The sequence below is a fragment of the Loktanella salsilacus genome, assembly GCF_024206795.1.
Classification (GTDB): domain Bacteria; phylum Pseudomonadota; class Alphaproteobacteria; order Rhodobacterales; family Rhodobacteraceae; genus Loktanella; species Loktanella salsilacus.
The window spans coordinates 277,981-298,590 of the sequence record NZ_CP072994.1 but is presented as its reverse complement, the minus strand read 5'-3'; the positions used below and the strand labels follow the sequence as shown (position 1 = coordinate 298,590).

Below are 20,610 nucleotides of genomic sequence, written 5' to 3'. Positions count from 1 at the left end.
ACCTGTTGTTGAAGTTCGAGTGCGGCTCTGGCATGGGTATGACACCCTGCCCCCTGTGACCACCCCGGATGATCCCATGACCAAAGCGACCTTCACCCCCCGCGTCTTTTCCGGCATCAAGCCTTCTGGCGGCCTGACGCTTGGCAACTATCTAGGCGCAATCAAGCGCTTCGTCGGTATGCAAGGCGAGATGGAGACGATGTATTGCGTCGTCGATCTGCACGCGATCACGGTCTGGCAGGACCCCGCAGAGCTAAGCCACGCGACCCGCGAAGTCGCCGCAGGCTACCTTGCCGCGGGCCTAGATCCCGCGCAATCGATCCTGTTCAACCAGTCGCGTGTCAGCCAACACGCTGAACTTGGCTGGATCTTTAACTGCGTTGCGCGCGTCGGCTGGATGAACCGCATGACCCAATTCAAGGACAAGGCTGGATCGGGCGCTGAAAAAGTATCGCTTGGCCTATACGCCTACCCGTCCCTGATGGCCGCCGACATTCTGCTGTATCACGCGACGCATGTGCCCGTGGGCGAGGATCAGAAACAACACGTAGAGCTGACACGCGACATCGCGAACAAGTTCAACCACGACTTCAAGGTCGATTTCTTCCCTGAAACGATCCCTGTCATCGACGGCCCCGCCACCCGTGTGATGAACCTGCGTGACGGCACGAAAAAGATGTCCAAATCCGGCGAGTCGGACATGGAGCGCATCAACATGCGCGACAACGCCGATACGATCGCCAAGAAGTTCAAGAAGGCCAAGACCGACCCGGAGCCACTGCCAGACACCCTCGTTGGTCTAAAGGACCGCCCTGAAGCGCGCAATCTGGTCGATATCTACGCCGCCCTGTCCGACACAACGTCAGAGGCTGTGATAGGCGAATATGCCGGCGCTGGCTGGGGCCGCTTCAAGCCTGCGCTGGCTGATCTGGCCGTCGATAAGCTCGCCCCGATTTCGGACGAGATGACGCGCTTGATGGATGATCCTGCCGAGATCGACCGCATCCTCGCAAACGGGGCCGAACGCGCCCGCGCCATTGCCGCCCCGATCCTTGCCCGGACCTACGATATCGTCGGCCTGCTGCGCTAACGCGCGGCACGGTCGCCCCTTCGGCTCGCGCGTGAAAAGCGAAGCTGCCGGACGGCAGCTGCCTCCGGCGGAGGTATTTTCGACCAGAAGAAGGGCGGACCTGCGCTATTGTGCAGAGCTTCGGTTTGGAAATGCCGCCTATTGTGCAGTAGCGTAGCGATTATGTTCGTGGTGAAGGAGATTTCACCATGACAAACCTAGCCCCCGCCGCCACGCGTATCGGCCATGTTCACCTCAAGGTCGCTGACCTAGAGCGCGCCATTGCGTTTTACCGCGATGTCCTCGGCTTCGAAGTCACGATGCGTTATGGTAAACAGGCAGCGTTTTTGTCCGCTGGTGGGTATCATCACCATATCGGCCTGAATACCTGGGAAAGCGCCGGGGCCACCCCGCCGCCGCCGGGGCACACAGGGCTGTATCATACCGCTTTTCTGTATCCCGACAGGGCCGCATTAGCCGCCGTTCTGCACCGCGTGTTGGCGGCAGGACTACCGTTAGACGGCGCGGCCGACCATGCGGTGTCCGAGGCGATCTATCTGCGCGACCCGGATCAAAATGGCGTAGAGCTTTATGTCGACCGTGAAGAGGCCGACTGGCCCCGCGATGCGGATGGCAATCTGCAGATGAACAACACGCCTTTCGACCTGCAAGCGCTGCTGAACGCTTATCCTGTGCAGGCCCTGTCACAAAACTGATTCCACCCCCGGGTCAAACTACTTCCGCAGTTCCCCGGCTGCATTTCGACTGGGCCGCACCCTGTCCCAAAAGCGGCCTGTGGCGGCGTGTTCACAGCGTGAATGCGCCGCCTTTACCCCCCGCGCCCTGTTGCATACTGTGCCGTCAACGTTTCCCGAAAGGCGCAGTCATGGCAACCGGCACCCAGATCACCACCTATTTCGAAGGCCGTTGGCACGACGGCGACTTGGCCGTCATGCGCGCGGCGGACCATGGGTCCTGGCTGGGCACCACCGTGTTTGACGGCGCACGCTATGCCCATGGCGTTGTCCCCGATCTGGCCGCCCATTGCGCCCGGGTAAACCGCTCCGCCCAAGCGCTGATGATCACGCCGACCGTGGCCGCCGATGACATGGTGCAAATCGTCCGCGAGGGGCTTGCCCGCTACACCCCGGGCACCGCCGTCTATATCCGCCCGATGTATTGGGCACTTGATGGCGGCGATCTGGGCATCGTGCCGCGCGAAAACTCTACCGGCTTCGCCATCAGCCTAGAGGCGATCCCGATGGCCCCCGCTGGTGCCAGCACCACCTTGACCACCACCCGTTTCCGCCGCCCCGTGATGGAGGATAACGTCGTCAACGCCAAGGCCGGCTGCCTTTACCCCAATAATGCCCGCATGCTGGCAGAAGCGCGATCCAAGGGCTTTGGCAACGCGCTTGTCGCCGACGCCATGGGCAACGTCGCCGAAACCGCCAGCGCCAATGTGTTTATGGTGCGCGGCGGGGTTGTCTTTACGCCCATCCCCAACGGCACGTTTCTGGCCGGAATCACCCGTGCGCGGCACATCAAAAACCTGCGCGCTGACGGCGTTGATGTGCGCGAAACCGTGCTGACCTTTGACGACTTCCGCAGCGCCGACGAGGTCTTTCTGTCCGGCAACATGATGAAGGTCACCCCCGTCAGCGCCTTTGACGACGTGCGTTACAACAGCGGCCCGGTCACAGACCGCGTGCGGCAGATGTATTGGGACTGGGCCGCGTCCGAAACACTGTAACCGTTGCCAGCACGCCGATGATCCGGCACGATGCGCGCAAACAAGGGGGACACCATGCGCAAGTTTCTGGTCGTGCTGGATGACAGCCGCGAATGTCTGAACGCTATGCGATATGCCGCGATGCGCGCGTCCAAGACGGGCGCGGGCGTCACCGTTTTGTCGGTTATCCCGCCAGACGAGTTCAATCACTGGATCGGTGTCGGGGAAATCTTTCGCGAAGAAGCCCGCGAGCGGATCGAGGTCCACTTTGAAGTTTTCGCCAAATGGATGCGGGATCGCCAAAACGTGAACCCCGAACTCGTGATCCGCGAAGGCGAGGTAATGCCCGAAATCTTGGCACAGATCACCGAAGACCCCGCCATTGGCGTCCTTGTCCTTGGGGCTAGCACCGACAACAAAGGTCCTGGCCCGCTGATTAACGCGCTATCGCGGCAGGCGGGCACCTTGCCGATCCCGATTACCATCGTGCCGGGCGATCTCTCCAAGGAAAAGCTGGAATCCATTACCTGAGATAGGTTAGAATGGTTCCAAACCTTGACGAAAGCGCCACAAAGGCGCATATCTGATACCTGACAAAAAAGGACGGTTTTCATGTTCATCCAGACCGAATCAACGCCAAACCCCGCGACGCTCAAGTTCCTGCCGGGTCAGACAGTGCTGGATATGGGCACTGCCGACTTCCCGACTCCCGATGCCGCAGGCTCTAGCCCGCTGGCGCAGCGCCTTTTCGCCGTGGACGGCGTCGACGGTGTATTCTTTGGCATGGACTTTGTGACCATCACCAAAGCCGAAGCTGTGGATTGGGACCATATCAAGCCTGCCCTGCTGGGTGCGATCATGGAACATTATCAGTCCGGCCAGCCCGTCATGGGCGCGGATCATACCCCCGTGTCCGGCCATGCCGCGCATGACGGCGAAGATGGCGCGATCGTTGAGCAGATCAAAGAATTGCTCGATACCCGCGTACGTCCCGCCGTGGCGCAAGACGGCGGCGACATCACGTTCCACGGCTTTGAACGCGGCGTCGTTTACCTGCATATGCAGGGTGCCTGCGCCGGTTGCCCGTCGTCCACGCTGACGCTGAAAATGGGTATCGAAAACTTGCTGCGTCACTACATTCCAGAAGTGACCGAAGTCCGCCCCGTCGCGGCCTAAGCCGTGACAGGTCAGCCTTAATGCGAACAGGCCCGGTGCATCGCGCCGGGCCTTTGCATGTTCCTCCCAAGCCCATCCTCTCGTTTCCCGACCAAAGCAGGACCCGCGCATGAGCGACGATCCCACCGTCATCGCCTTTGACACCTCTGGCCCGCGCTGCGCGGGGGCTTTGCTGATTGGCGACCGCATCATCACCCGCACCGACGATATGGCGCGCGGTCAGGCGGAACACCTGATGCCCATGCTGGAAGAGATGTTGGCGAAAGAGGGCCTTGTCTGGGCCGATATCGACGTCATCGGCGTCGGCACCGGGCCGGGCAATTTCACCGGCATCCGCATGTCCGTCGCCGCCGCCCGCGGCCTTGCGCTTGGACTGAACAAGCCTGTCGTCGGCGTCGGCGTGCTAGAGGCGCAGGCCTTCGGCACATCTGGCCCGATCCTATCCACGGCTGCCGCGCCGCGCGACATGGTTTATGCCCAGCGCTTCACCGACGGCTGGCCCGAATCAGAGCCGATTTTCACCGATCTGACCGGGGCGCTCGCCGTCGCTGGTCCTGATGATGTTACCGTCCTTGGCGATATGGCCCCGATTCTTTTGGCCGCCCACGGCCTGCCGACCGGCCCGCAAGCCGTCAGCGTGATCGAGGGAATCGCCCTGCTTGCGGCCGATCCGATCTACCGCATGGATCACCCCGAACGCCCCGCGCCGCTTTATCTGCGGCCCGCAGATGCCGCGCCCGCGCGCGACGCGCCGCCCACCATCATCCCATGACACCGGACGATCTGGCCGCCACGCATGAACTGGCCTTTACCACTGACCGCCCTTGGTCCGCGGCTGAGTTCACAGCCCTGCTAGCGCAGCGCGGCGCCGTCCTATGCGGGACGCCAGCTTCCTTTGTCCTAGGCCGTGTTATCATGGACGAAGCTGAAATCCTGACCGTCGCCACAGCACCAGATCAACGCCGCAAAGGCCTTGCCTACAAGGCTGTCGCGGGTTTCTGCGATCAAGCACAACAAGACGGCGCCGCCACCGTCTTTCTAGAAGTTGCCGCAGATAACGCCGCCGCCATCGCGCTTTATACCGCCCTTGGCTTTGCAAAAGTCGGCCAGCGCCGCGCCTACTATGACCGCGCGAACGGCCCTGCCGTCGATGCGCTAGTCCTGCGCCGGACGCTGATACCGCTAACAAGCGCCTGATATTTGACCTTATGGCAAAAGATGCAGCATGTTCCGCAAAGAAACGGTTGACCCCCGCCGCGCCACATTGCCTTATCTCTTAATGCAACACGGACGGGCTAAACCGTTCGGAAAATAACACCGTCCTCTGGGAGACTCTGCAATGACGCTTTTCACAAAATTCCTCGGCGCATCCGCCGCTCTGGCGCTGTCCGCCGGCGCTGCTATGGCTGACCCCGCAATCATCTTTGACCTTGGCGGCAAGTTCGACAAATCCTTCAACGAATCCGCCTTCAACGGCGCGACCCGTTGGGCAGAAGAGACCGGCGGCAAGTTCGCCGAAGTCGAACTGCAGTCCGACGCCCAGCGCGAGCAGGCTTTGCGCCGCTTTGCCGAATCCGGCTCGAACCCCATCGTCATGGCCGGCTTTTCCTTCATGACACCACTGGGTGACATCGCTGCCGATTATCCCGACACCAAGTTCGTGATCATCGACGCCGTTGTCGACGCGCCGAACGTCAAATCCGTCGTCTTCAACGAAGAGCAGGGTTCCTACCTTGTCGGTATGCTGGCCGCTATGGCGTCCAAGACAGGCACCGTGTCCTTCGTCGGCGGCATGGACATCCCGCTGATCCGTAAATTCGCTTGCGGCTATGCCGAAGGCGCGAAGGCTGCGAACCCTGACGTGACCGTCATCGCGAACATGACCGGCACCACCCCCGCCGCATGGAACGACCCGGTCAAAGGCACAGAACTGACACTGGCGCAGAAGTCCCAAGGCTCTGACGTTGTGTTCCAGGCTGCTGGCGGCACCGGTGTTGGCGTCCTGCAAGCTGCTGCCGATAACGAGATGCTGGGCATCGGCGTTGACGCAAACCAGAACTACATGCACCCCGGTCAGGTCCTGACCTCGATGCTTAAGCGCGTTGACGTCGCTGTCTATGACGCCTTCACCGCTGGCACCGACGTAGAGCCCGGCGTTGCATCCCTCGGCGTCAGCGAAGACGGCGTCGGCTATGCGATGGACGAGAACAACGCATCCCTCGTCACCCCAGAAATGCTGGCCGCTGTCGAAGAAGCCAAGGCTGGCATCTCTGACGGGTCCATCATGGTTCACGACTACATGTCCGACGAATCCTGCCCGGCGCTGACGTTCTAAGCACCATTCAGGCCACACTAATCGGGGCCGCGCTGATCCATCGGCGCGGCCCTTATCCATCAGGGGACCCGGCATGACAGACATGATCCAGACCTTTTTCGACGCTTGGGGCACAGCAGACGCCGCCCAGCGCCGCGACTTGATTGCTGCCGCCATGGCCGATCAGTTTGTTTACGCCGATCCCCGCACCGGCGCGGATCTCACGACGCTGGACGGCCTTGACACCTACGTCGGCCAGTTCACCGCCAATGCGCCCGGCTGGACCGCAAAGGTCGTGCAATCTGATGGCCACGGCGACCACCAGCGCACCTTCGTCGCCTTTTGCGAAAACGGCGCAGCGCGCCAGCACGGCACCTATGTCGCGGGCTTGCAGGACGGCAAAATCGCCCGCCTTGTCGGCTTTGTCGGCGCAGAAGGGATCACAGCATGACCGCACCCGCCATCGAACTCAAAGGCATCTCCAAGGCCTTTGGCCCTGTGCAGGCCAACAAAGACATCAGCATCCGCGTCATGCCCGGCACGATTCACGGCATCATCGGTGAAAACGGCGCTGGCAAATCCACGCTGATGAGCATCCTTTACGGCTTTTACAAAGCCGACGCCGGAGAGATCTTTATCTCTGGCAAAAAAGTAGAGATTCGCGACAGCCAAGCCGCCATCGCAGCCGGCATCGGCATGGTCTTCCAGCACTTCAAACTGGTCGAGACCTTTACCGTCCTTGAAAACATCGTCCTTGGCGCCGAAGACAGCGGCCTGCTGCGCCCGTCCCTTGCCCGCGCGCGGCGCGAGCTTAAGGCGCTGGCCGATGAATACGAATTAAACGTCGAACCCGACGCGCTGGTGCAAGACATCGGCGTTGGCATGCAGCAGCGGGTGGAAATCCTGAAAGCACTGTATCGCAAGGCTGACATCCTGATCCTTGACGAACCCACCGGCGTGCTGACCCCGGCGGAAGCGGACCATTTGTTCCGCATCCTTGAAAACCTGCGCCGCGAAGGCAAAACCATCATCCTGATCACGCATAAACTGCGCGAAATCATGGAAACCACCGACACCGTGAGCGTTATGCGCCGCGGCCAAATGACCGCCACGGTCAAGACGTCCGAAACCAGCCCGCAAGAGCTGGCAGAGCTGATGGTCGGACGTAAAGTCCTGCTACAGGTCGACAAAACACCCAGCGTCCCGGGCGCAGTCATTCTGGATGTGCAAAACCTGAACGTCACCGACGACAAGGGCGTTCACCGCCTTAAGGGCATCAACCTTCAGGTGCGTGCGGGCGAAATCCTTGGCATCGCGGGCGTCGCGGGCAACGGTCAGTCCGAACTTCTGGAAGTGCTGGGCGGCTATGAAAAAGGCACCGGCACCATTTTGATGAACGGCACGCCGATTGATCTGACCGGCACCAAATCCGACGGCCAAAGCCGCCGTGCGCGCGGCATTGCCCATGTGCCAGAAGACCGCCAGCGCGAAGGTCTGATCATGGACTACGCCGCGTGGGAAAACATCGCCTTCGGCTACCACCTTGACGACAAATTCCGCACCGGCCCCTTCATGAACCACGCCGCGATGCTGCAAGATACCGAAGAAAAGATGGCCCGTTTCGACGTGCGCCCGCCCGATCCCAAATTGGCGGCCAAGAATTTCTCTGGCGGCAACCAGCAGAAAATCGTCCTTGCGCGGGAAATCGAGCGTAATCCCGACCTGCTGCTGATCGGCCAGCCCACACGCGGCGTCGATATCGGCGCGATCGAATTCATTCACCAGCAAATCGTTGCCCTGCGCGATCAAGGCAAGGCGATCCTGCTGGTCAGTGTCGAGCTTGAAGAAATCCTGGCCCTGTCCGACCGCATCGCAGTCATGTTTGACGGCCACATTATGGGCGAACGCGACCCGGCAAAGACAGACGAAAAAGAACTCGGGATGCTGATGGCTGGCATGACCGGCGATCCCGCCGATGTCACCGTCGCCCAAATCGAAGAACGTCTGGCCTACGCCGGTACAGGCGAGAAGGTATAAATCATGGATGCGATGCCAAAATGGGCCGATGTGGTCCTGATCCCCGTTATCTCGCTGGTGCTGGCCGCGCTGCTGTCGGCCCTCGTGATCCTTGCCATCGGTGAAAACCCGTGGGAGGCGCTCAAGCTGATGGTCGATGGTGCCATCGGATCGACCTATGGCTGGGGCTATACCCTTTATTACGCGACGAATTTCATCTTTACCGGCCTCGCCGTCGCCATCGCCTTTCACGCCCGCATGTTTAACATCGGCGGCGAAGGTCAGGCCGTCCTCGGCGGTCTTGGCGTCGCGCTTGTCTGCCTTTACATTCCATGGCCACATTGGTCGCTCGCCTTGCTCGGCGGCACGCTGGGCGCGGCCCTGTTCGGAGCCGCTTGGGCCGTGATCCCCGCGTATCTGCAAGCCAAACGCGGTAGCCACATCGTCATCACGACGATCATGTTCAACTTCATCGCAGCCGCTTTGCTGAACTACCTGCTGGTCGGCGCGCTGAAACCTGCGGGCAGCATGGAGCCTTCGACGGGCAAGTTCCCAGAGCCGACGCACCTGCCGTCGTTCCAAGACATGTTCTCAACCGCGGACACCGTGATGTTCCGCGGCGCGCCTGCCAACATCACCTTTTTCGTCGCCATCGCCGCCTGCATCGCGGTCTGGGCGCTGATCTGGCGCACGCGTCTGGGCTATGAAATCCGCGCCTTTGGCCATTCGGAATCCGCTGCCAAATACGCGGGCATCAGCCCGACCAAAATCATCATGATCTCTATGACCATCTCTGGCGCACTGGCTGGCATGATGGCGATCAACAACGTCATGGGCGAAGCTGAACGCCTTGTTCTGAACGCGGTAGAGGGCGCAGGCTTTATCGGGATCGCCGTCGCCCTTATGGGCCGCAGCCATCCCTTTGGCGTCTTTCTGGCCGCGATCCTGTTCGGGTTCCTGTACCAAGGCGGCGCGGAACTCGCGCTTTGGACAAGCATCCCGCGCGAATTGATCGTCGTGATCCAAGCCCTCGTGATCCTGTTCACAGGGGCCCTAGACAACATGGTCCGCATGCCGCTGGAAAGCTTCTTTCTGTCGCGGCGCCGTGCGGCCCAGCGTAAATCCAAACTGACCGCGGCGGAGTGACACCATGGACCTGATGACGCTTCTGCAACTGCTTGATTCCACCGTCCGTCTGGCCACGCCCCTGCTGCTGGCCTGTATCGCGGGCCTGTATTCCGAACGCGCTGGCATCTTTGACATCGGGCTAGAGGGCAAGATGCTTGCCGCTGCCTTCCTGTCCGCCGCGATTGCCTACACCACCGGCAACGTCTGGGTTGGCCTGCTGGCTGGCATCGGTGCGTCCCTGCTGCTGTCCGCGATCCACGGCGTCGCCTCGATCACGTTTCGCGGCAACCAGCTGATTTCTGGCGTCGCGATCAACTTTCTGGCCGCTGGCCTGACCGTCGTCATCGCGCAAAGCTGGTTCGGCCAAGGTGGCCGCACGCCCCAGCTTGCTGGCGGTGCACGGTTCAATCCGATCACCCTGCCCTTTGCCGACGCCCTGCGCGACGTGCCCATCCTTGGCCCGATCTATTACGAGCTGATTTCCGGCCACACCGCGCTGGTCTATATCGCCCTGCTGATCGTGCCCGTAACGTGGTGGGTGCTTTACGCGACCCGCTTTGGCCTGCGCCTGCGCGCCGTGGGCGAAAACCCCGCCGCTGTTGATACCGCTGGCGTGTCCGTCGTCGGTCTGCGCTTTGCTGCTGTTGCGATCTGCGGTGTGCTTTGCGGCCTTGCCGGTGCCTACCTTGCCACCGCCCTGCAGGCCGGCTTTACCAAAGACATGAGCGCGGGCCGCGGCTACATCGCACTTGCCGCGCTGATCTTTGCCAAATGGAAGCCTTGGCCCGCCCTTGGCGCGACCATGCTGTTCGGCTTTCTGCAGGCGCTTGCCCTGCGTCCCGACCTGATCCAGCGCACGCTTGGCTTCAGCGTCCAGACCCAGCTGCTTGACGCCCTGCCCTACATTCTGACCGTCGTGATCCTTGCCGGCTTTGTCGGCAAAGCCATCCCCCCAAAGGCCGGAGGCGAGCCCTACGTCAAAGAACGCTAACCTGTCGGTTTGACACTGCCGCCGATCCGCAGTCTGGTGGGTTAAACCACTTCCAATCGGACGTTCGATGCAACTTTACCTGCCCATCGCAGAAGTTTCGGTTAACATTTTCCTAATTCTGGGATTGGGCGGGCTGGTTGGCGTCTTATCGGGTATGTTCGGCGTCGGCGGCGGCTTTTTGATCACGCCGCTGTTGTTCTTTGTCGGCATCCCGCCTGCCGTGGCGGTCGCCACCTCTACCAACCAGATCGTCGCCTCGTCCTTTTCTGCGCTGCTGGCGCACCTGAAACGGCGCACCGTCGATTTGCGCATGGGCACCGTCCTGCTGATCGGCGGCCTCGTGGGCTCTACCCTCGGCCTGTTGATCTTCAACTACCTGCGCAGCCTTGGCCAAGTCGATCTGCTGGTCAGCCTGTTCTACGTCGTCTTCCTTGGCATCATCGGCGCGCTGATGCTGGTGGAAAGCCTGAACGCGATCCTGAAATCGCGCAAGCCCGGCGCACGCAAGACACGCAAGCATCACTACTGGGTCCACAACCTGCCGCTTAAGGTCAAGTTTCGCGTCTCTGGCCTTTATATTTCGGTCATCCCGCCCCTGCTGGTCGGCGTGCTGGTCGGCATTTTGTCCGCAATTATGGGCGTCGGCGGCGGGTTCATTATGGTCCCTGCCATGATCTATTTGCTTGGCATGCCGACCAAAGTCGTGATCGGCACTTCGCTGTTCCAGATCATCTTTGTCACGGCCTACACCACGATGCTGCACGCCACGACGAACTATACTGTCGATATCATGCTGGCCTTGCTGCTGATCGTCGGCGGCGTCATCGGGGCCCAAGTCGGCACCCGCATCGGTGCCAAGCTAAAGGCCGAAAGCCTGCGCATCTTGCTTGCCCTCTTGGTGCTGCTGGTCTGCGGTAAACTTGGCCTTGATCTGCTGCTGCAACCGGCAGAGCTGTACTCTCTTAAAGCGGCAGGTGACCTATGATCCGCGCCATCCTCGCCCTGATCCTTTTCGCCACACAGGCCCATAGCGAAACCATCGTGCTGGGCCTGAGCCAAGATTCCGTGTCCATCACCGCCACCTTTGACGGCTCTGACATCCTGATCTTCGGTGCCGTCAGCCGCACCGCGCCAGAGCCGCTCGACAAGGGCAAGCTGGGCGTCATCATCGCCGTGTCCGGCCCCGACCAGACCGTGTCGGTCTTTCGCAAACAGCGGCGCATGGGCATCTGGGTCAATACAGACGAGGTGATCGTCGACCGTGCCCCGTCCTTCTATGCCGTCGCCACCAGCGGCCCGATCGAAGACGTGCTGAGCGATACCGAAGACCTGCGCAACCGCGTCACCATCCCCCGCGCGATCCGGTCCGTCGGGGCCACCGTGGACGACAGCGACACGTTCAGCCAAGCGTTGATCCGTATCCGGGCCAAAGACGCGCTTTTTCAGATGAACGCAGGCGCGGTCGATCTGGAACAAGACACGCTGTTCCGTACCTCATTCAGTCTGCCCGCCAACCTGATTGAGGGCGACTACCTTGCCCGGATTTTTCTGACGCGCGGCGGCAAGGTGATCGACACCCACAGCACGGTCATTCCGGTACAAAAGGTCGGGCTGGAACGCTGGCTTTACAACCTTGCCCATGTGCAGCCGTTCTTTTACGGCCTGCTCTCGCTGGTGATCGCGATCGCCGCAGGCTGGGCTGCCTCTGCTGGGGCTGCTGCGCTAAAAAGGTAAATACTTGATAAATAAGGCGTACGTTTTACCCGCGGATAAGGTGCCGCCTATTCGTCATCCTCTTGCATGGTCAGGGTCAGCGGCGCTGGCCCCTTGTCCAGATCGTCGATCCGCAAGAACGGCTCTGCCGGTTTCGCCAGACGGTTCCGCACAACCCAGCGCAGCTGGTTTTCGGCCCGCGTGATGGCAACATAAGCCAACCGTTTCCACAGCGGCTGCCCCGCCTCGACCCGGCCCATGCGCGATGCCATTTCGATATCGGGGGCAAAGACTTGGACTGTGTCCCACTGGCTGCCCTGCGCTTTGTGGATCGTCACGGCAGCGCCATGCAGGAACGTCGCGCCCATCTTGGCGGCAAAGGGGATGAACGGCTCTTCATCGCCCTCAAGTTCGATTTTTACGATGCTCGCGGCAGACATCTGCGGGTCCAGTGCACCCAGCACATGCAAACGGCTGAAACCGGGCCGTTTTCCAGGTCCCAGATAGATAACCTGCGCGCCCTTGATCAGGCCGCGCGCCTCTAGGTCGAGCCGCTTTTTACGGTGCTTCACCGGCAATTCGATCCCGTCGCAGATCAGCGGCTCGCCCGGCAGCAGGCTATCGCCCGGCGCGTCATAGGCGGCGCGAAAGGCGTGGATCAGGCGGATGCGAGTCTTGTTCGTCCAGACAAGGCAGGGCGAGCGGGCCATCAAATCCGCCTCTACCCGCTGCGCCATGACGACGCGCTCGTCCTTCTCTGCCGCCTCAGCGACCATGCGTTCAAAATGGTAGAAATCCAGCATCGGATCGGCCAGCGCGTGCGCCAGATCAAGGATCGGGCTATCCGCGCTTTGCCGGTGGATGCGGTTCAGCGTCAACACGCGCTTTTCGGGCAGCGTTTCAAACACCATGCCGCCGCTGGATTGCACGGGGGGCAACTGCGCCGGATCGCCGAACAGGATCAGCGTGGGAAAGATTTCCTGCAAGTCTTCGAACTGCTTGGCATCCAGCATCGAGGATTCGTCAATAAACCCAATATCCAGCGTCTCTTCACGCCGCTTCCAACCGGTGATGAAATCACTGCCGCGCAGACCTGCGGCAGCCAATGCGGCGGGAATGGATTTGTGCCCTTGGTACGACACATAGGCCCGGTCCAGCGCGACATCGGTCAGCTGTTCCACATCCGGCCGCTCGCCCTGCCCGGCCAGCCATTCGGCGACCTTTTCATATTCGGGGTCATAAACGGGGGTATACAGGATCCGGTGGATCGTCGTCGCTGGCACGCCGCGATTGCGCAGAACGGACGCGGCTTTGTTCGTCGGGGCCAAAATCGCCAGCGTGCGCCGCCCGGTCCGCTTTTTGCCCTCGTAGTCACCAGAGACGATCTCGACCCCGGCCTTTTCCAGCGCACGATAAAGCTCTGCCAAAAGCATCGTTTTGCCGCTGCCCGCCTTGCCGATCACCGCAAGGACTTCGCTGACATCGCTTTGCGGCGGCTGCAGAAGGTCATTGTTCAGATCGACACCGGACTGGCGCAGCGTCATTTCGACACTGTCCCAAGCGGCGGCCTGATCTTCGGAAAAGGTGATGGTGGGGGCGGGTGTATTCATGGCGCGACCCTATCCGCCCCCGCCGCCCCCTGCCAGATGTCAGGCCGCCTTTTCTGACGATGCCTGCCCGATTACATGGCCAAAGGATCGCGCGAACCACGCCTCTGATATGGCAGAGCTAACCCCCGCGCGGCGCAACACCTTCAGCCGGTCATCGGCGCGGTAAGGCCAAAGCCCGACGCTGATCGTATCGCGCCCGGTGCCAGAACTACCGAGCACCTCTGGCGCGGCACCAATGGCGTTGTAGATGCGGATCATGCGGGCATCGAAGACACCCAGCAGATGGGTCAAGGAGAACGCCCGCATCAATTCCCCGCCCGCAAGCATCAGCAGACCAGCGACGCGCGGGCTGGCCCCTTGGGACAGACAAAAGCGGGTGCATTCCCAGATCAGCGGGCTTTTGATTTCGCCGCTCATCAAATCCGCAAAGTGGTCATTCACCATGGTGCGCCCCGACATCGGCAGAAAGCGCATGGACCCGCCGTGCACGCCGGGCGTCTGCTCCCATACAACGTAAAGCGGGTTCATCGCGTCGTATTCATCACGTTCCCAGCCGTTCTTATTGACCGAGACCTCCCACTTCAGGCGGTCGCGGAATTGGGCGGCGCGGTCTTTGTGCATGCTGGCTTGTAGGTCCGGGTGGCGGTGGAAGTCGTTGGCATAGATGTAGCGAATCATGGCGAAGGCCCCTGTCGTTGTGATGGGGTATTCTTCGGATCACTTGGTTAAGAAAATGATGCCCTGCGAACGGTGCCTAGTCGGGCGCAACATCGGTATCGCCTTGGCGTCCCGGCCAGCCGCCGGGCGCATCTTTGGCAGCGCCGCCGATGATGATCAGCCCTTCGGACAGGGCGCGGGCCACAGCGTGGACGGTGTTGAGGGCACCCAGTTTATGACGTGCGCTTTCAATATAGGCCCGCAACGTATGTTCGGAAATCGACAGCAAATCAGCGGCTTGAGAGCGGGAATAGCCCATGCCCAGAAAGCTGAGCGCATCAACCTCGCGCGGGGACAGCGGGCGTATCGCATCTGGGGTACGACCTGCTTCGATTTGAAGCGCCTTGGCGTTCAGAAAGTGGGCGATCACGATCAAGTCGCGCTGGTAATCAGCGGTGAAGGCGTCCCATTCGGCATCGGTCGCAGTGTGCGATAGGGTAAAAAGGGCGAACTGCCCATTAGGGCCGCGTATCGGAATCGTGAAACCCTGATTGCCGACGCCGTGCGCAATCGAATCGGCGCGAAATGCCCGGGCGGCCTTTGACGACCAGTCCATCCGCTTCCAATCGACAGGGTGAAAGCGTTGGAAACAGCCCGACACCACCGGATCGACGCGGATATATTCCATGTCCTGATAGCGTTGCGCCCAGCCGGGGTCGTAGGTTCCAAATCCGTATTGTTCGCCGTCGACGCTGACCCAGTGATAGACGACGTGATCGACACTTAACGCCTGCCGCAAGCTGACGATCAGCTCTTGAAGTTGGTCAAGCTGGTCTGTGGCTTCGAGCCGCTGCAAAAAGCGGTTCAGTTTGTTCCGCATCAATGCGCACCCGGCCTGCGTGGCCCTCGGATGTCGACGCGATTTCTGCCGATGCCACGACTGCGGCTTCACGCATCCGATCCGCCACAAGAGGCAGACCATTTTGGAACGCGAAAGACTCCAAGTCGGCCAGAACGTCGATTATCCACTTATGTCCCACGTTCACACTCCCTTACAAATCGTTAATGAGTCATTAACAACTCAAGGTAGCACGCGTTAATTTAACAAAATACTCACTTCTTAAGCCTCCCCCGATATAGGGGGGTGCCAGCGGCACAAACATCTGACTTCAAACGATGGGCGTCACGGAACCGACTTGACGGGTGCCAAAGGCCCTTTGCAGGGCGCAGGGCGTGCAGGTCAGTGATTGGTCATACAGATGAACAGATTCTAAATGGCAAAAGGCGCCCGCAGATGCGGACGCCTTTCGATAGCTTCAGCCGAGTTATTCAGCCGCGCGATTCAAACTGCGCGTCTTCAAAGGTGCGCAAACCGGTGCGCGGGCTTTGCACCAACACGGCCATGTTGCCGGGCTTATGCTCGTTCTTGCGCATCTTGGTGTGGGCGGCGGGGATATCGTCCCAGCCGAACACTTCGGACATGCACGGATCAAGGCGGCGTTCGACCATCAGGTTATTGGCGGCAGAGGCCTGCTTGAGGTTCGCAAAGTGGCTGCCCTGCAACCGCTTTTGGTGCATCCACATATAGCGCACGTCAAAGGTCAGGTTGTAGCCGGTGGTGCCCGCGCAAATCACAACCATGCCGCCGCGTTTGCATACGAAGGTTGAGACGGGGAAGGTCGCCTCGCCAGGGTGTTCAAACACCATGTCGACGTTATTGCCCTTGCCTGTGATCTCCCAGATCGCCTTGCCGAACTTGCGGGTCTCGTTGAACCATTCTTTGTATTCGGGCGTGTTCACCGTGGGCATCTGGCCCCAGCAGCTAAAATCATTGCGGTTCAGCACGCCCTTGGCCCCCAGCGACATGACGAATTCGCGCTTGGATTCGTCCGAGATGACGCCGATTGCATTAGCCCCTGCCGTATTGATCAGCTGGATCGCATAGGACCCAAGGCCGCCGGAGGCCCCCCAGACCAGCACGTTTTGACCGGGCTTCAGGTCGTGCGGTTCATGGCCGAACAACATGCGGTAAGCAGTCGCCAGCGTCAGGGTGTAGCAGGCGGATTCTTCCCACGTCAGGTGCTGCGGGCGGGGCATCAATTGCTGCGACTGCACACAGGTGAACTGGGCGAAAGAGCCGTCAGGGGTTTCATAGCCCCAGATCCGCTGGCTGGGCGAGAACATGGGATCGCCGCCATTGCAATGCTCGTCATCGCCGTCGTCTTGGTTGCAATGAATCACGACCTCGTCGCCGACTTTCCAGCGCTTCACCTTGTCACCCACAGCCCAAACGATGCCAGAGGCGTCGGAACCGGCGATGTGGAAATCGGCGCCGTGCACGTCAAACGGGCTGATCGGCACGCCAAGGCCGGCCCAAACGCCGTTATAGTTGACGCCAGCGGCCATCACCATGACCAGTACTTCGTGACTGTCGGGCTTGGGGCAGGCAACGATTTCGACCTCGAACGCCTTTTCAGGCTCGCCGTGCCGTTCGCGCCGGATCGTCCAAGCGTACATCTGGTCCGGCACATGGCCGAGGGGCGGCATTTCACCGATTGCGTAAAGGGGCTTTTGGCTCGCCTTGGTGGCGGGGTCCAGATCAAGGGGCATGTCCGTCTCCATCATTGCATCCATCATGTTTTTGCCGCGCTGCAGAGTCGGCTTCTGCGCCTGAGTATGCAAGCGCAGCGTAATGATGCAACCCCAAAGCGGAGTATTTTGTAATTTAATTACGTAACGGATTTTTCGTCTGGAAAGTGGTGCGCGATGGAATTGGCGTAGTAGGTCAGGATGTCCTGCCCGCGGTCGGTGATCGTGATGGCTTGGGGCGTGACCGCGACCAGCCCGCGTTCTGTCAGCCGGGAAAGTGTGTCATCGACGAGGATAGAAGGGCTGCGCTGCGGCAGCGGCATGTCGCGGGTGTGCAGTGCGTCAAGGCAGATGGTCGTCTGCGTCAGCAGCTCTGCCGGGGATAGGCCGGGGCTGCGTAGTAAAAGACGCGCGATCAGCGGGGTGGCCAGAACAGGGACGACGGCGCGGACCCGGTCCATCAATTCGGTCGCCACGACCTCTGTCCGATCGCCCGTCAGGTCTGGGTGCGCCTTAAGAAAGAGCGAGAGTTCGAGGGGCTCGCCAAAGCCGACAGAGGCGGTGCCGAAACCGTCAAAGCGCCGGGTGATACGTTGCCAAAGGTGCCAAGAAATCCCGCGCAGCACAGTCATCGCAGGCGGACGAAAGCGGCGGACGCCGCGTTTATCAGCGCCGATCAGGAATTGGTCTTCGAGCACACGGTCATAATTCAGTCCGACGGGGACGAAGATGACGTCCCGCCCGCCCGGGCGATAATTACTGACGATGTAGTTCAGCAGGCCCAGCTTGGGCGGCTTCACCTCTCCGTTCAAGGACAGGCCGCCTTCGGGGAACATAGCCTGCGTGACGCCTGCATCGGTGGCCATCTGGACGTAGCGGGCCAGCACCCGGCGGTACAAATCACCGCGCGACCGGCGGCGGATAAAGTACGCGCCAAGCGCGCGGATCAGCGCGGATAGCGGCCAAACCCGCGCCCATTCGCCGACGGCATAGGACAGCGCGCCAGCGCGGCTGACCAGATAGGTGACAAGGACGTAATCCATGTTGCTGCGATGGTTCATCACGAAGATTATCGTCGCCTCTGGGTCAAGCTGGTTCAGTTCTTGGCGTGGAAAGGTCGCGATACGAACGCGGTAAAGTGTGTTGGACAAAAACCGCGCGACCCGCATCCCGAAAGAGAAATAGGCCGTCGCAGAAAAGCTAGGGACGATTTCGCGGGCGTAGCTTTTGGCTTTTTCAAAGGCGACGTTTTCGGGCACGTCATGTTCGTGGGCATAATCGACAATCGCCTGCGTCACCTCTGGATCATAGATAAGTCGCTGGATCATGTCGTAGCGGCGCGCGAGCTTGAACGGCTCTATCGGGCGCGCAAGACGCTGGTTCAGCCGGGCAATAACCCGCTCTGCCCTTTTGCGAAAGAACCAGCGGACAGAAGGAAACAGGAAATGCGACGCAAAGGTCACGGCCGCGAACAGCACAATAAGGACAAAGGCCCAGGCCGGCAGGGTCACGGAATGCGTCATGGCGGAACCGTGACAGGTTTGCGCCGCCTCGTAAATCCCGCCATGCCGCAGCGCAGCGCTTGACGACGGTTCAAAGTTACATATAACCGACACTCAACGTAATAAAGTTGCGCAATGAATGACGGAGATTCCCCAATGACCGATCGCCCTTGGCTGTTTCGCACCTATGCTGGTCACTCCACCGCGAAAGCGTCGAATGCGCTATATCGCGGCAATTTGGCAAAGGGGCAGACCGGATTATCCGTGGCCTTCGATTTGCCGACGCAAACGGGGTATGACAGCGATCATGAATTGGCGCAGGGCGAGGTCGGTAAGGTCGGGGTCCCGGTATGCCATTTGGGCGATATGCGGATGCTGTTTGCAGATATTCCGCTGGACCAAATGAATACCTCGATGACGATCAACGCGACGGCGCCTTGGCTTTTGTCGCTTTATATCGCGGCGGCGCAGGAACAAGGTGCCGATATTTCGGCTCTGCAAGGCACCGTTCAAAACGATATCATCAAAGAATACCTGTCGCGGGGCACCTATATTTGCCCCCCTGCCCCGTCGTTGCGGATGATTACCGATATCGCCGCCTATACCCGGGAATTCCTGCCCAAATGGAACCCGATGAACGTTTGTTCATACCATTTGCAAGAGGCCGGCGCGACACCGGAAGAGGAATTGGCATTCGCACTTGCAACCGCAACGGCAGTGCTGGACGATTTGAAAGGCAAAGTACCCGCAGAGCATTTCCCGCAAATGGTCGGACGAATCTCTTTCTTTGTGAACGCGGGGATTCGTTTCGTGACAGAGCTGTGCAAAATGCGCGCCTTTGTCGCCCTGTGGGATGAAATCTGCCGCGAGCGTTACAGGGTCGAGGATGCCAAGTACCGCCGCTTTCGCTATGGCGTGCAGGTCAATTCGCTTGGGCTGACGGAACAGCAGCCAGAAAACAACGTTTATCGCATCCTGATCGAGATGCTGGCCGTGACCTTGTCGAAAAACGCCCGTGCACGGGCCGTGCAATTGCCCGCTTGGAATGAAGCGCTGGGTCTTCCGCGGCCTTGGGATCAGCAATGGTCTCTGCGCATGCAACAAATTCTGGCCTATGAGACAGACCTTTTGGAATTTGACGATCTATTCGACGGCAACCCGGCGATTGATCGTAAAGTGCAGGCCTTGATGGACGGCGCGCGCGCCGAATTGGCAACAATTGACGGCATGGGCGGCGCGGTCGAAGCGATTGCCTACATGAAAGGGCGATTGGTGGAATCCAACGCCGCCCGTATCCGCGGGATCGAAACCGGTGCCACAACGGTGGTGGGCGTGAACAAGTGGGAAAGCGGCGAGCCATCACCGCTGACCGCTGGCGACGATGCCATCATGGTATCCGACCCAGCGGCAGAGGCGGACCAGCTTGATCGCCTTGCAAAATGGAAGGCAGCGCGCGACCCCAAAGCGGTTGAGGCTGCCCTGACAGCCCTGCGCAAGGCCGCACAAGATGGCACAAATATCATGCCCCCTTCGATTGATGCGGCAAGAGCCGGCGTGACAACGGGCGAATGGGCCGACGTCGTGCGGGCGGCCTTTGGCCAATACCGCGCACCCACGGGTGTCAGCCACGCGCCGTCAAATCGCACAGAAGATCTGGACGAGATTCGCGCGCGCGTGGATGCGGTTTCGGCGAAATTAGGGCGTCGGTTGAAGTTTCTCGTCGGAAAGCCCGGCTTAGACGGTCATTCCAATGGCGCGGAACAAATTGCAACTCGTGCGCGTGATTGTGGAATGGATATTGCCTATGAGGGTATTCGCCTGACTCCTGATGAATTGGTGCGGGCCGCGCAGGATGACGAGGCCCATGTCATCGGGCTTTCGATCCTTTCGGGGTCACATATACCACTTATTGAAAGCTTTATGCTGAAATTACAGGCTGCTGGGCTTGGGCATATTCCCGTTATTGCTGGCGGCATCATTCCTGACGAAGACGCGCTGCGCTTGCAAAAAATGGGTGTTGCCCGCGTTTATACGCCAAAGGATTTCCGCCTTAATCGCATTATGGAAGACATCGTGACTTTGGTTGACCGGCCAGAAGTCGCTGCACTATAGG

Annotated in this window: 20 protein-coding genes; 15 read left to right on the top strand and 5 right to left on the bottom strand. The window is 60.3% G+C overall.

Annotation, left to right across the window (positions count from 1 at the left end):
* Positions 1 to 76: 76 nt before the first annotated feature.
* The 14 genes from trpS to KBW81_RS01515 all read left to right on the top strand — a co-directional run bounded on the left by trpS (position 77) and on the right by KBW81_RS01515 (position 12,160).
* Positions 77 to 1,090 (top strand): tryptophan--tRNA ligase, encoded by a 1,014-nt coding sequence (trpS, locus tag KBW81_RS01580; RefSeq protein ID WP_254248084.1) that lies wholly within the window; start codon positions 77 to 79, stop codon positions 1,088 to 1,090.
* Positions 1,091 to 1,278: 188 nt separating this feature from the next.
* Positions 1,279 to 1,785, top strand: a complete 507-nt coding sequence (locus KBW81_RS01575; RefSeq protein WP_254248083.1) for a VOC family protein — start codon at positions 1,279 to 1,281, stop codon at positions 1,783 to 1,785.
* Positions 1,786 to 1,955: 170 nt separating this feature from the next.
* A complete protein-coding gene (locus tag KBW81_RS01570; RefSeq protein WP_254248082.1) occupies positions 1,956 to 2,822 on the top strand; it encodes a branched-chain amino acid aminotransferase in 867 nt (288 codons plus the stop codon).
* 54 nt (positions 2,823 to 2,876) lie between these two features.
* The gene (locus KBW81_RS01565; protein ID WP_090189482.1) at positions 2,877 to 3,332 is read left to right on the top strand and encodes a universal stress protein; all 456 of its coding nucleotides are present in this window, start codon (positions 2,877 to 2,879) and stop codon (positions 3,330 to 3,332) included.
* Positions 3,333 to 3,413: 81 nt separating this feature from the next.
* On the top strand, positions 3,414 to 3,977 hold the full coding sequence (locus tag KBW81_RS01560) for a NifU family protein (RefSeq protein WP_090189483.1): 564 nt from the start codon (positions 3,414 to 3,416) through the stop codon (positions 3,975 to 3,977).
* 109 nt (positions 3,978 to 4,086) lie between these two features.
* On the top strand, positions 4,087 to 4,749 hold the full coding sequence (tsaB, locus tag KBW81_RS01555; RefSeq protein WP_254248081.1) for a tRNA (adenosine(37)-N6)-threonylcarbamoyltransferase complex dimerization subunit type 1 TsaB: 663 nt from the start codon (positions 4,087 to 4,089) through the stop codon (positions 4,747 to 4,749).
* Positions 4,746 to 5,174 (top strand): GNAT family N-acetyltransferase, encoded by a 429-nt coding sequence (locus KBW81_RS01550; protein ID WP_254248080.1) that lies wholly within the window; start codon positions 4,746 to 4,748, stop codon positions 5,172 to 5,174. The genes tsaB and KBW81_RS01550 overlap by 4 nt, the downstream gene beginning before the upstream one ends.
* A gap of 142 nt (positions 5,175 to 5,316) precedes the next feature.
* Positions 5,317 to 6,312 (top strand): BMP family lipoprotein, encoded by a 996-nt coding sequence (locus KBW81_RS01545; RefSeq protein WP_090189489.1) that lies wholly within the window; start codon positions 5,317 to 5,319, stop codon positions 6,310 to 6,312.
* Between the two features lie 73 nt (positions 6,313 to 6,385).
* Positions 6,386 to 6,742 (top strand): nuclear transport factor 2 family protein, encoded by a 357-nt coding sequence (locus KBW81_RS01540; protein WP_254248079.1) that lies wholly within the window; start codon positions 6,386 to 6,388, stop codon positions 6,740 to 6,742.
* On the top strand, positions 6,739 to 8,328 hold the full coding sequence (locus KBW81_RS01535) for an ABC transporter ATP-binding protein (protein ID WP_090189493.1): 1,590 nt from the start codon (positions 6,739 to 6,741) through the stop codon (positions 8,326 to 8,328). The genes KBW81_RS01540 and KBW81_RS01535 overlap by 4 nt, the downstream gene beginning before the upstream one ends.
* A 3-nt stretch (positions 8,329 to 8,331) precedes the next feature.
* Positions 8,332 to 9,453 (top strand): ABC transporter permease, encoded by a 1,122-nt coding sequence (locus KBW81_RS01530; RefSeq protein ID WP_090189495.1) that lies wholly within the window; start codon positions 8,332 to 8,334, stop codon positions 9,451 to 9,453.
* A gap of 4 nt (positions 9,454 to 9,457) precedes the next feature.
* A complete protein-coding gene (locus KBW81_RS01525; RefSeq protein WP_254248078.1) occupies positions 9,458 to 10,426 on the top strand; it encodes an ABC transporter permease in 969 nt (322 codons plus the stop codon).
* A 67-nt stretch (positions 10,427 to 10,493) separates the two neighbouring features.
* Positions 10,494 to 11,411: a sulfite exporter TauE/SafE family protein gene (locus tag KBW81_RS01520; protein ID WP_090189499.1), complete on the top strand. Its 918-nt coding sequence runs from the start codon at positions 10,494 to 10,496 to the stop codon at positions 11,409 to 11,411.
* Positions 11,408 to 12,160 (top strand): TIGR02186 family protein, encoded by a 753-nt coding sequence (locus tag KBW81_RS01515; protein ID WP_254248077.1) that lies wholly within the window; start codon positions 11,408 to 11,410, stop codon positions 12,158 to 12,160. Before KBW81_RS01520 ends, KBW81_RS01515 begins: the two co-directional genes overlap by 4 nt.
* Before the next feature lie 47 nt (positions 12,161 to 12,207).
* Here KBW81_RS01515 and KBW81_RS01510 read toward each other — a convergent pair whose 3' ends face one another.
* The 5 genes from KBW81_RS01510 to KBW81_RS01490 form a co-directional block, all read right to left on the bottom strand.
* The gene (locus KBW81_RS01510; protein WP_090189506.1) at positions 12,208 to 13,749 is read right to left on the bottom strand and encodes an ATP-dependent DNA helicase; all 1,542 of its coding nucleotides are present in this window, start codon (positions 13,747 to 13,749) and stop codon (positions 12,208 to 12,210) included.
* A 39-nt stretch (positions 13,750 to 13,788) separates the two neighbouring features.
* Complete coding sequence (locus KBW81_RS01505; protein WP_254248076.1) at positions 13,789 to 14,427, bottom strand: acyl-homoserine-lactone synthase; 639 nt, start codon at positions 14,425 to 14,427, stop codon at positions 13,789 to 13,791.
* A 76-nt stretch (positions 14,428 to 14,503) separates the two neighbouring features.
* Complete coding sequence (locus tag KBW81_RS01500; RefSeq protein ID WP_254248075.1) at positions 14,504 to 15,286, bottom strand: helix-turn-helix transcriptional regulator; 783 nt, start codon at positions 15,284 to 15,286, stop codon at positions 14,504 to 14,506.
* A 449-nt stretch (positions 15,287 to 15,735) separates the two neighbouring features.
* Positions 15,736 to 17,028, bottom strand: coding sequence for a crotonyl-CoA carboxylase/reductase (gene ccrA / locus KBW81_RS01495; protein WP_254248980.1), 1,293 nt, complete (start codon positions 17,026 to 17,028; stop codon positions 15,736 to 15,738).
* 107 nt (positions 17,029 to 17,135) lie between these two features.
* Positions 17,136 to 18,518 carry a 1-acyl-sn-glycerol-3-phosphate acyltransferase gene (locus KBW81_RS01490; RefSeq protein WP_254248074.1) on the bottom strand — a complete coding sequence of 461 codons (1,383 nt, stop codon included), beginning with the start codon at positions 18,516 to 18,518 and terminating at the stop codon, positions 17,136 to 17,138.
* A gap of 135 nt (positions 18,519 to 18,653) precedes the next feature.
* On the opposite strand from KBW81_RS01490, the gene KBW81_RS01485 reads away from it, so the two are divergent.
* Positions 18,654 to 20,609, top strand: coding sequence for a protein meaA (locus tag KBW81_RS01485; protein WP_254248073.1), 1,956 nt, complete (start codon positions 18,654 to 18,656; stop codon positions 20,607 to 20,609).
* Position 20,610 lies beyond the last annotated feature (1 nt).